At 44.1% G+C, this 11,928-nt stretch carries 10 protein-coding genes; 8 read left to right on the top strand and 2 right to left on the bottom strand.

Features of this window, described 5'->3' with window-relative positions; translation table 11 throughout:
* Nucleotides 1-32: 32 nt before the first annotated feature.
* The gene (locus ACWPOD_RS09380) at nucleotides 33-2,354 is read left to right on the top strand and encodes a multiheme c-type cytochrome (protein WP_456231818.1); all 2,322 of its coding nucleotides are present in this window, start codon (nucleotides 33-35) and stop codon (nucleotides 2,352-2,354) included.
* A 58-nt stretch (nucleotides 2,355-2,412) separates the two neighbouring features.
* Here the strand turns inward: ACWPOD_RS09380 and ACWPOD_RS09375 are convergent, their stop codons facing one another.
* Nucleotides 2,413-3,201: a formylglycine-generating enzyme family protein gene (locus ACWPOD_RS09375; protein ID WP_268979888.1), complete on the bottom strand. Its 789-nt coding sequence runs from the start codon at nucleotides 3,199-3,201 to the stop codon at nucleotides 2,413-2,415.
* 177 nt (nucleotides 3,202-3,378) lie between these two features.
* Here ACWPOD_RS09375 and ACWPOD_RS09370 point away from each other — a divergent pair, with 177 nt between their 5' ends.
* The 7 genes from ACWPOD_RS09370 to ACWPOD_RS09340 all read left to right on the top strand — a co-directional run bounded on the left by ACWPOD_RS09370 (nucleotide 3,379) and on the right by ACWPOD_RS09340 (nucleotide 11,238).
* Nucleotides 3,379-4,701 (top strand): anaerobic sulfatase maturase, encoded by a 1,323-nt coding sequence (locus ACWPOD_RS09370; RefSeq protein ID WP_272165106.1) that lies wholly within the window; start codon nucleotides 3,379-3,381, stop codon nucleotides 4,699-4,701.
* A gap of 40 nt (nucleotides 4,702-4,741) precedes the next feature.
* Nucleotides 4,742-5,824 carry a hypothetical protein gene (locus ACWPOD_RS09365; RefSeq protein ID WP_456231817.1) on the top strand — a complete coding sequence of 361 codons (1,083 nt, stop codon included), beginning with the start codon at nucleotides 4,742-4,744 and terminating at the stop codon, nucleotides 5,822-5,824.
* A gap of 159 nt (nucleotides 5,825-5,983) precedes the next feature.
* On the top strand, nucleotides 5,984-6,985 hold the full coding sequence (locus ACWPOD_RS09360) for an HAD family hydrolase (RefSeq protein ID WP_456231816.1): 1,002 nt from the start codon (nucleotides 5,984-5,986) through the stop codon (nucleotides 6,983-6,985).
* Nucleotides 6,986-7,172: 187 nt separating this feature from the next.
* Nucleotides 7,173-7,946 carry a DeoR/GlpR family DNA-binding transcription regulator gene (locus ACWPOD_RS09355; RefSeq protein ID WP_456231815.1) on the top strand — a complete coding sequence of 258 codons (774 nt, stop codon included), beginning with the start codon at nucleotides 7,173-7,175 and terminating at the stop codon, nucleotides 7,944-7,946.
* Nucleotides 7,947-7,957: 11 nt separating this feature from the next.
* Nucleotides 7,958-8,998 (top strand): oxidoreductase, encoded by a 1,041-nt coding sequence (locus ACWPOD_RS09350; protein ID WP_456231814.1) that lies wholly within the window; start codon nucleotides 7,958-7,960, stop codon nucleotides 8,996-8,998.
* Entirely contained in the window at nucleotides 8,995-9,471 is a 477-nt protein-coding gene (locus tag ACWPOD_RS09345; protein ID WP_005393342.1) for a heme-degrading domain-containing protein, read from the top strand. The genes ACWPOD_RS09350 and ACWPOD_RS09345 overlap by 4 nt, the downstream gene beginning before the upstream one ends.
* Before the next feature lie 189 nt (nucleotides 9,472-9,660).
* Nucleotides 9,661-11,238 (top strand): sensor domain-containing diguanylate cyclase, encoded by a 1,578-nt coding sequence (locus tag ACWPOD_RS09340; protein ID WP_456231813.1) that lies wholly within the window; start codon nucleotides 9,661-9,663, stop codon nucleotides 11,236-11,238.
* 51 nt (nucleotides 11,239-11,289) lie between these two features.
* Here the strand turns inward: ACWPOD_RS09340 and ACWPOD_RS09335 are convergent, their stop codons facing one another.
* The gene (locus ACWPOD_RS09335) at nucleotides 11,290-11,847 is read right to left on the bottom strand and encodes a DUF3750 domain-containing protein (RefSeq protein ID WP_005394154.1); all 558 of its coding nucleotides are present in this window, start codon (nucleotides 11,845-11,847) and stop codon (nucleotides 11,290-11,292) included.
* Nucleotides 11,848-11,928: the final 81 nt, after the last annotated feature.

The following is an 11,928-nucleotide window of genomic DNA, read 5'->3' as shown; positions in this document are numbered from 1 at the left end:
CAAGTTGCACCATCTAAATACTAAGGATAGTTATGAGTCAGTGGGCAGGTCGGTTTCGGTGTCTATTTCTGGGTATCGTCATGGTGAGTGGTTCGTTTTTTTCCCAGGCATCAGTGATAGAGAGTTCCCAAAATACCACGAAGCTTGGGTTGGACTATGTTGGCACGCAAACGTGCACGGAATGTCACCAACAAGAGGTGGAGGCTTGGAAGGGCTCTCATCACGATATGGCAATGAAACATGCAAACTCAGAATCTGTTCAAGGTGATTTTGATAACCGCACAGTGACGCATGATGGGCAACCCAACCGTTTTTTTAGACGAGGCGAGGAGTATTGGGTCAATATTCAAGGCCCTGATGGTCAATGGCATGATTATAAAATTAGCTACACATTTGGTTGGGAACCGTTACAGCAATATATGGTGGAGTTTGAAGACGGTCGTGTACAGCTCATTCCTTTTGCGTGGGATTCAAGGACGAAATCGGAAGGTGGTCAGCGCTGGTTTCACCTTTATCCAGAGACAACAACGACAGATGAGTTTTACTGGACTAACACTGGGCAAAATTGGAATTTCATGTGTGCAGACTGTCATTCGACCAATTTAAAGAAGAACTATGACGCAATCAAAAATACCTACAATACGTCTTGGTCCGAGATCAATGTTGGTTGTGAAGCGTGTCATGGCCCTGCAAGTGGACACATCGAGTTGGCGAAAAAGTCCGCATCTACAGGAGGCTCTTTCGATACAGGTAGTCACTATGGTTTTGACCGAAATTTATCTAAAGCGGTAACCGAGTGGGTATTTGAGAAGGGCCACAGAACGTTACAACCAAAAGCAATCGCAGAAACAAATCAAGTTCAGACGTGCGCACAATGTCACAGCCGTCGAACGCAGTTAAATGAGACTGGTGATCACATTCAAGGCTCATTTTTCGATAAATATCGGTTAAGCTTGATCACTCCAGAACTCTACTACCACGATGGCCAAATTTACGATGAAGACTATGTTTACGGTTCATTTCTTCAGTCTGAAATGGCTGAAAAAGGCGTAACATGCACCAATTGCCACGATCCTCATTCGGCAAAACTAAACATCCCAGAAGAGGCGGTATGTTCACAATGTCATATTGCGTCAGAATATACCCCAGAAAACCACACCTTCCATGAAGCGGGAGCCAAAGCGTCACAATGTACGACTTGTCACATGCCAGAAACGACTTATATGCAAGTCGATCCTCGTAGAGACCACAGTTGGCACGTACCTAGACCTGACTTGAGTAAACACATCGACACGCCTAATGTATGTGCGTCTTGTCATGAGGATAAGAGTAACCAGTGGGCGGATGCGCAGATAGCCGAATGGTTTCCTCACTCTCAATACCGCAATCAACAACACTTTGCTGTCGCGTTTTATGCCGATGCAATTGGGCACAAAGGGGCGGCGAATGCTCTGGCTTACTCTGCTCAGGATTCATCATTAAAAGACATCATACGAGCTTCTGCATTAGAGCGAACGGGCGGTAATACTGACCAAAATACGACAGTTTCGCTCGCAAGGGCCGTTAAAAATGAGAATGAAATGATTAGACTCGGCGCAGTCGCGGGCTCGTCTGGTTATGAGTTTCATGATCGATGGCGAATTTTAGAACCACTGCTGGATGATCCCGTACTTTCAGTGAGGGCGGAGGCGGCTTCGGTATTAGTGACCAGCTATGCGCAAATGACGCCGTTACAAAAAGATAGGATTCAACCACCGCTTGAAGAGTACATGGACATTCAAAAGTTTAACGCCGATCGTGGTTTTGGTAGAACCAATTTGGCAAATGTATACCGCAGCTTAGGCGAAATCGATAAGGCAATTGCGTTATACCAAGAAGCGATAAGTATCGAGCCTTATTTCGAAAATAGTTACGTGAATTTATCGGACCTGTATAGACGCCTTGGGAAAGAAAAAGCTGCGCTCTCGGTGTTACAACAAGGGATGAAAGCTCAGCCTAGATCCAGCTCATTACCTTACAGTGCCGGTCTTTCTTTGTTACGCCAAGGCAAGGAAGATGAGGCCAAAGCTCTACTTAAACATGCCGCAGAACTAGGAAAGACTAACGCTCACTACTGGTATGTTTATGGTCTGGCTTTGGAAAAAAGTGACGTTCTGGAAGCCAGTAAGGCATTGCAGACTGCGTTTAAAGTCGGTGGGAACCCTCAACATTTATATGCTCAATGCGAAGTTCTAGCGAGAAATCATAAAAAAGGTGCTGTCGCTTTTGCTTTCGATAGGTGTCTAAAAGAGCTGAGTAATTATGCTCCTAAGCAGGCTATTGATCAGCTGAAAGCATCTATTGCGAATCTGTAGAGATTAAACACCAATAGTAAAAAGTGGAGCCTTTATCGCGCCACTTTCTCTACTTAGTTTAGTCTACGTCTTTCGCTAGTCTAAGGCCCATGTCAGACATAATGACGGATTGGCTGGCAAAATCGCGGCGATAGTTTTCAGATTCGTCTGCGTCATAAGCAAAGCTGCCGCCACGTACAGACTTGTGTGCAAGGCTTTCTTTTTCCTCTTTTGCGTTTACCGGATTATCACTGGGCGCTGTTTTGTAATAACCTTCGTCAAAAGCATCAATCACAAACTCGCCTACGTTACCTGTCATGTCGTACAACCCGAGCTCGTTTGGTTGCTTTTGACCTACCTTATGAGCCTTATTGTGCGAGTTATTCGCATACCAAGCCACATCGTCAATATTGTTTGATCCAGAAAAAGTGAAGCCTTTGCTTAAAATTCCGCCTTTAGCGGCAAACTCCCATTCAGCTTCTGTTGGTAGACGGTAATGCTCTCCCGTTTTTTCATTCAATTTCTTAATGAAATAATTGGCTTGTTGCCAACTAATATTATTGACGGGTGTATTTGGATCTCGAAAGTAGCTCAGAGAGGAGCCAGTGACAGCTTCAAAGACCGATTGAGTTACCTCGAATTTTGACAAATAGAATCCATCAACCTTAACAGTGCGAGCTGGGCGCTCTGACTTTTTGGCTGATGGATTATCTGCGCCCATCGTAAACTGCCCACCTTCGACAAGAACCATATCTTGATCGATTTTCTGAGCGAGAGAGTTTGGTGGGGTTGTTGCACACCCACTAATTATCAGCGTGACCGATATGGCTGAGACAAAGGAAATAATCTTACTTTTGGGATGCTTCATTCGGCAACTCCGTCAACGACTTTGGTCAAAAAGTCTAGCAAGCAAAACCATAACAAACGGTTATACACACTATAACAAGCGCCGAGAATAATTGAACATTATCATCACCCTAGGCGATTAACTCGATGATTAGGTTTGACATCATTGGGGACAGGTTAGCAACTAAGAAGGTGATGAATGCACATAACTCAAGGGCCGCAGTTCAACGGAAAAGCATCTAAGCGTTTACATGTGATGGCAAAGCCCATTGGTGCTGCCTGCAACATCGATTGCACTTATTGTTATTACTTAAGCAAACAAGATTTGTTGGAATATAAGCAAGGGTGCTCGCCAATAATGGATGACGAAACCTTAGAGAGCTATATCCGCCAATACATAGAAGGACAGAACACACCTGAAATTATCTTCTCTTGGCAAGGTGGAGAGCCAACTATGCTGGGGTTGGATTACTTCAAAAGAATTGTTGAATTACAAGATAAATACCGCCCTCATGGTATTACGATCTCTAATGATCTTCAGACTAATGGCACGCTTCTTAATGATGAGTGGTGCGAGTTTCTAAAAGCGAACCACTTTCTTGTCGGTTTAAGCATCGATGGCCCTGAGATGATGCACAACGCTTACCGAACAAATCGAGCAGGAAGAGGAACATTTAAACAAGTGATGAACGCCGTTGAGCTATTACATAAGCATGAAGTGAAGTTTGCAACGCTCACGTGTGTGAACAACTTGACCAGCCGTAACCCATTGGAAGTGTATCGCTTCTTACGAGATGAAGTACGTTCCCCTCAAATGCAGTTTATTCCGATTGTTGAGCAGAAAACTTTCAGAACAACAGCGCCACAAACTTGGAAGCCCAATGAGCAACTGATGCAAGGTGATAAACGTCTGATTCCCGGTCACAAGGATTCGGTTGTCGAGCCATTTTGTGTGGCGGATGAAGCATGGGGTAACTTTCTTATCGCGATATTCAATGAGTGGGTCGTGCATGATATTGGTAACGTTTTTGTACAGTATTTTGAAGCAAGTTTGGAAACATGGATGGGAAGCAAAAACCCACTATGCACGCTAGGTGAAATCTGTGGCAAAGGTTTAGCAATGGAACCAAACGGTGATGTCTTTGCGTGTGACCACTATGTTTACCCGGAATACAAGGTCGGAAATATTCACCGCGAAAAACTCGATACTCTCGCTTATAGCCCTGACCAGCAGAAATTCGGGTTTGCTAAAAGTCGTACACTGCCTCAGCAGTGTGTTCATTGCGATTATCAGTTTGCATGTTTTGGAGAATGCCCTAAAAACCGCTTTATTCGCACCAGAAAAGGTGAGCCTGGCCTTAACTATCTATGTGCAGGTTGGAAGAAGTTTTTTGCGCATGTCGACAAATCAATGGCGTACATTTTACGAGCGATGGGCAACCCTGTGGTACACGGTAAATACAGCGATAAGGTTTTACACCTGAAAGCGTCTAATCGACCTGTTTTTGACACTAAGTTCTAAGATTCAACTGGTCCAGTTTTATAAAAGTAAGGTCTCATCAATGCAAAAGATAACGCGTTTTACGAAGTCACTTTTAACTTTCACGCTGAGTGTAGCGTTAAGCCAAGGCGCTTGGGCTCAAGATAAACCTCCGCTCAATTCAGATAGAGTTTCACCCGTTGAGATAGCATCTCAAGAAGAACCAATGACGCTAGCACAGCAAGTCGAAAAATTGTCTTATGATGCACAAAACAAGAAGTTGTCTTCAGAAAAGCGTATTGATGCTTTACGTGAACTAGCCAACTACCCCAGCCAAAACGCTTTGGTTGCCGTCGCTCGTGGTTTGAAAGATGCAGATGCTGGAATTCGTGAAGCAGCAATTGTAGGAGCTCAACCCTATATGATAGAGCATCGCTGGCGTCTGGTTTCCCCGTTGCTAAGTGATGACGATGCAATGGTTCGAATTACCGCAGCGATAAACTTGGTTCGAGATTACGCCAGTTTAAGTTCGGAGCAGCAACAGTTACTTGAAGGCGCGGTGACTGATTTAACATCCTACTTGTCGCAGAAAACTGACAACGTTTCTAGATTACTCCTTGCCGATGTATATCGTTGGCATCGAGAGTGGGACAAAGCGGCATTGATTTATCCAGAGCTAACCAAGCTGATGCCAGGTAACCCGCAAGTCTGGTTAAGCTATGCGGACAATTTTCGAGCGCAACAAAAAGATCGACAAGCTATCCAAGTACTTGATGAAGCAATCACACTTTTTCCTCATAACGCGGCTTTGCATTACTCGAAGTCATTGGCGCTAGTAAGACTTAGTGAGAAGCATGATGCCGCTAGCGAAATTGAAAAGGCCGCTAACATGGCAAAGAACAACAGTTATTTTTGGTACTTAAATGGTGTTCTGCAAGAAGAGTTAGATCTTAAAAAATCTGTGGACGCTTTTGAAAAAGCTTATTTGATCTCTGGCGCGCCGGAGCAGCTTTATGCAGTGTGTGATATCTACATTCGGTACGATAACCCCAAGTCTGAACAGTGTTTAGCGGAACTTAAGAAAGTGGCTCCGGATTACGTGATTGATGAGCTTAATAAGAAAAAGGGACGTCAAAGTACTTCAGAGCAGGTTGACGCCAGCTAACTCAACACTTTATCAGTAAGCTTCTTTAATTAAAGCGTGTTTCTAGTTACAGCGTCACTTTTTGGTGTCGTTACATATGTTGCTCTGAATTGCGCTTGTTAATCGTGAACTATACTTTCATTTGGATTTGCATCCCGTACCTCAATATAAGGAATTAAAATGGCTATAAAGTTAAAGGTGATTGTCCTTGCGACAAGTTTTGCTCTGTCTAGCTATGGCATTGCTGCTGATGTGCAAGATCCTCTGCCGTCATGGAACAACACCGGTGCGAAGCAAGCTATTGTGGCGTTTGTTACTAAAACGACGACTCAAGGCTCGGACGCTTATGTTCCTGAAAGTCAAAGGATCGCTACGTTTGATAATGACGGGACGCTGTGGGCAGAAAAACCCGTTTATCTACAGCTGTTTTTTGCGATCGATAAAGTGAAAGAGATGGCCTCTGAGCATCCTGATTGGAAAACAACAGAACCTTTTGCTTCGGCAATAAAAGGTGACTTGGAGGGGGTTGGCAAGCAAGGCCTTGAAGGTGTGATGCAGCTTGTTATGGCGACTCACTCTGGAATGTCGACTGATCAGTTCCATCAAGAAGTGAAGGAGTGGATGAAAACGGCCGTTCATCCTACGACGGGAAAGCCATACACTGAAATGGTTTATCAACCGATGCTTGAGTTACTCGACTATTTGAGAGCAAATGACTACCAGACCTATATAATTTCTGGAGGTGGCATTGATTTCATGCGTGTTTGGGCACCAGAAGTGTACGGGATCCCAACGCAAAATATCGTTGGGACGACATTAAAAGCGGAGTATCAGGTCGTTGATGGAAAGCCAACGATTCAACGCTTGCCAGAAATTGATTTTGTGAATGATAAAGCGGTGAAGCCTGTCACGATCCAGAACTTCATTGGTAAGCGCCCGGTGATGGCATTTGGTAATTCTGACGGTGACTTACAAATGTTAGAGTGGACTAAAGCGGGGTCTGGCCCACGATTTTCAGCGGTTATCCATCACACGGATGACAAGCGTGAATGGGCGTATGATAAAGACTCTCACGTGGGTAAATTAGACAAATCATTTAAAGTGGGTGAAGAGCAAGGTTGGTTGTTTGTCGATATGAAACAAGATTGGAATCAAGTTTTTAAAGAAGCGATGAAAAAGTAGCGACCCAGCCAACGTAAACATTACACCAAACATTTTGTGATAGGGGGTGATGAGCAAAACGCTCTTCATCTCCTCAACTTAACAATTCTGTTTGGTATCAGCATAAGCAAATATTGCGTGCGTCCGTATTGGTTATTTGATTGCTGTGTGGCATTATTGCTTAAAACCACTTAAGTGAATTTAAGTAATGACGCAAGAAGAGCGATTGATAGAACTCAGAGCCAAGCTAGAGCTACAAAACAAAATAACGTTATCGGAAGTTTGCGAGTATTTTGGCATCTCGCGAGATTCAGCGCGTCGAGACTTAGTCAAGTTGAGCCAACTACCGGGATTACAAAGAATCCGAGGTGGCGTCATGCTTGCCCCGATATCTTCCTCTACAGAGGCGTACTCTGAACGACCAATTAGTGACACTAAACATCGCCTCGCTCAAGCGGCCGCTAAGCTTGTGGATGAGCGTGACTACCTTGTTATTGATACCAGTACTATCTTATCTCTGCTCCCACTTTACGTAGAAAAAGCACGCTGTGAAGAAGATAAGCTCAACGTGGTCACCAACAGTATTGACGTACTGCTCGCTGCTGAAAAAAGTGAATCAATGGACGTCCATTTCTTAGGTGGACACTTTGACCCCTACGCCAGAGCGATCTTGGGTGCACAAGCAGAACAGCAAATGAAGCAATATCATGTGAATAAGGCGTTTATTGGTGTGTGCGCGTTGTCATCCCGAGGGTTGACGACAAATAATGAGCTAGAAGCAACCATGAAACAAACCATGATAGAGCAAGCTCAACAAGTCATTGTCGTTTGTGAATCCCGCAAAATTGGAAGCGACAATTTTCACCATGTATGTGATTTGTCAAAGATCGACATCGTTATTACCGATCATGCTCCTCAATCAGATTTTCAACAACTTCTCGACCACAATGATATTGAATGTATTGTTGTTTCACCGAAATAAGGAATCTTAGTATGGCTTACGATCCCGTAAAGACTGCCGTGATTGGTTACGGATATTCAGCAAAAACTTTCCACTTACCCTTCATTAAAGCACTGCCAAACTTGACGTTGAGCGCAATAAGTTCTCGTCAACAGGAAGCGGTCCAAAATGATTGGCCAGATGCTCAGTGGTTTGCTGATGCCAATACTTTACTCGATGACAGTGACGCTGAGCTTGTGATCATCACTGCGCCAAATGACGTGCACTACGAGCTCGCAAAGCGCGCGTTGAACAATGGGAAACATGTCATTGTCGAAAAACCGTTTGTAACGCGCATAGAAGATGGGAATGAGTTGATCTCCTTAGCAGAAGAAAAAGGATTGGTTCTGAGCGTTTTTCATAATAGGCGTTGGGACGGCGACTTTCTCACCGTTAAATCGCTTATCGAACAAGGTAAGTTAGGTGATGTGAGGCTGTTTGAGTCGCACTTTGATCGCTACCGTCCTGAAGTTCGTCAACGCTGGCGAGAGCAGGCTCAAGATGGCGGTGGTATTTTATTCGATCTTGCTCCCCATCTTCTCGATCAGGCCTTGGTGTTATTTGGTTTGCCAGATGCGATAGATGCACAGTGTCGAATGATGCGTCCGGGCGCGACGACGATTGATTACTACAACTTAGTGCTTCATTACACAGACCATATTGTGCATTTACATTCAAACTTATACAGCCCAGAACCAAACCTGCGTTATAAAGTATTGGGTACTGAGGCTAAATATGAAAAATACGGATTAGATCCTCAAGAAAGTTACTTAAAAGAAGGCCGATTACCGGAGAACGATGCTTGGTCAGAAGAGGACGAGGCGTTATACGGTGTCCGCTACGACGAAGGTGGTGCGCAAACCATCAAAACGGAGAGAGGTGCGTATCAAGCTTATTTTGTTGGTGTAGCAGATGCCATTCGTTTGGGTACTGATAACCCGGTTCCTGCCGTTCAAGCAGTACAGAATATCGCTCTGATTGAGATGGCATTGGAAAGCAGTAAAACGGGTAAAACGATTCAGGTGAAATCATGAGCTTAACGCTTGAGCTCGTCGCTCAACAAGAGCATGAGCTTCAATTGAAAGAGTTTAACCATCAAGTTGCGTGGTCTATTGGTTTAGCTTTAAAAGAAGCGGCGGAAGCCTGTGACGCGGCTGTGGCTATTGAGGTCTACGGTTTTGGACAAACGCTATTTCAATACGCGATGACAGGAACGTGCGCTGACCATTTGGATTGGGTTCGTAGAAAGCGAAACTCAGTATTGAGATATGGTCGCAGCTCTTACTACCTCTCGCTATACAATAAGCAAAAGCAGCGTGATTTTGAAAATCAGCCACATCTCGATGCGCGTGAGTATTGTGCTCATGGTGGCGCGTTCCCAATTCGAATCATGGGTTCTGGTTTAATTGGGGTTGTGACGGTATCGGGTTTACCGCAGTTAGATGATCATCAGCTTGTTGTCGATGTATTAAAGACAATGGTAATGACCAGCACAGAGCTTGCTTAAAGTTGTGCGATATTACAGTGGCACGGCATTTATTTTGTGTCACTGAATTCTCTTATTAGCTCATTTTGCGTTCTATTATGTGAGAAAATATTTAACACTGCTCCCAACTTCCTACCTGAAAATTAAATCAATTTCATATAACCTATACGCTCATTCATACAAAAAGCCATCGAAGCTGGCAGTTGGCAAATGTCCTTTAGAAGAAGAGAAAAACTTAATCTTAGAAACCTTATTGTAATCCTGTGTGTTTTCAGCGTGCTTGTCACTTTGATCAATGCGTTTTATTCGATCTATCGAGTGCAACGAGATCTCATCATCAATAACACGTTAGAGTCCAACCGCGTTTATGCGCAAAAAATGTCAGAAATGACGGACTCTTTCATAGAAAGCTCAATGTCGCAGTTAAAATACAGTGCGAACTTGCTAAAAGATAAGATGCACGATGCTCAGTTTCTTGACGAAGAGGCGGAGAGGCTGAGAAAGCAAACCAAATCATTCAACTCTGTGGTTGTCGTTAATGCGAAAGGCGTCATTATTTCTGTATCACCAGAGACACTTCAGGTGAAAGGTGTAAAGCTCGTTGGTGAAAGAAAACGTCAATCTTTAAATGCTCAAGCGCCCGTTGTCACTGAGCCATTCATCTCACCCGCAGGAAATTATCTGTTAACGATCTCATACCCTATATTTTCTCAGTCCAATGAATATTTAGGCTATATCGGCGGTACTATCTACTTAGAGAAGGATAATATTCTTGCGGAATTACTTAGCCAGCATGCTTACAAAGATGGCTCTTTCCTTTACGTTGTGGACGAAAGCAATACGCTGATCTACCACCCAGATAAATCGCGGGTTGGTGAAGTGATCAACGATAATATGGCAATTAACGCCGTGACAATGGGTCAGCGTGGTAACAAAGAAATTGTGAACTCTCGCGGTGTTGAAATGCTAGCAGGGTATGCACCAGTTGAATCATCAGGGTGGGGAATTGTCGCTCAGCGCCCGAAATCAATGACGTTAATGGTGCTAGATGAGCAGATGTGGAGTGTATTTTTCAAATCGATTCCAATTGGTTTATTAACTCTGCTGTTGATCTGGTTCTTCTCTCTACTTATTTCAAGACCATTATGGCAACTGGCTGGCGCTGTTCGAGGAGTGGAAGAACACTCTTCATCCATCGATGATTTGAAGCTGGTTAAGTCTTGGTATTTTGAGGCTTCACATTTGAAGCTCAGTTTCCTCAAAGCGTTTGGTATCGTTTCAAAAACCATTGATAAGCTGCAACTGGATACGCTAACAGACGCGATGACTGGGTTGTTAAATCGGCGCGGCTTAGACAAAGTTCTAGGCTTGTTTAAGCAAGAAAACACCGCTTTTTCTATTTTAGCTTTGGATATTGATCACTTTAAGAGCGTGAATGATAACTATGGTCATGATGTGGGTGACAATCTACTCAAAGAATTCGCTCAGTTGATGAAAGAGCAGGCCCGAGCGAATGATCATCTTTGCCGTTCCGGTGGGGAAGAGTTCATGATGTTCCTTGAAGAGACGGATGTTCATCACGCGGTTGATGTCGCTGAGCGGATTAGGCATAACGTAGAAAAACACGATTTCCTGGTCGTTGGTAAGGTAACGGTATCACTTGGTGTTTCTCACTGGAAAGGCAACGATATGCCAATTGAAGCGGTAATGAAAGACGCTGACAACGCTCTGTATAAAGCAAAGCGCAACGGAAGAAACAGAACCGAGTTGGGTGAAGACGCACAATAGGTATAGTGCTATGCGCTGAACGTAAAACGCGCCAGTTACCAAGCTTTTGTTCTATTCGTTGGCGTAGCCGCTACCAATTGCTCTAAATGGCAAGTCGAGTTCTAACTCTGGAATTTGCTTGCCCACCCAAGCCGGGAATGTGTTGCTATTTGGTCCTGGAAACAACGTGTATTCTTCAGCCCAAGGGTATTGGTTGATAACACTTTGTATTTTCGGGATAAGTTTATCGGCTTTTTCACCTTGTATTGAGAGTATTTTTTCTGGCTTCGCACCATACCAGTAGCGATCTGGTGTGCCCGTTTGGTATTGATACAGAGCGGGTTGTCCACGATTCACGCGCCACCCAACCACTTCATACACGGTATATTCGTTCGCATTTTCAGGCTTTACTGCAAACCAAGTGTGCACCGCAAACCAGCCTCGCCAACCAAATGCATCTGCGGCATAAAACTCAATTACGGCATGTTTTACATTGGAAGGGTCAGGCGCGATACCGGCAGGTTCTCTGCTTGCGGTACGCCAATCTCCTTGAGTGCATCCACCCATCAAAGCTGCGATTGATATCAAGCCAACTTTTAATAGATGAGTAAAACTGAGAGAGTTTTTCATTGATCGCTCCTAGACCAACCGATGTTGGAAATGCTTTATTGATTTTAGCTATAAAATAGGTGCAAGCCTTATTGTTAAATC

This window comes from Vibrio sp. JZG120 (genome assembly GCF_053890955.1).
The sequence above is the reverse complement of the archived record's forward strand: the minus strand, read 5'-3'. Positions and strand labels throughout refer to the sequence as shown.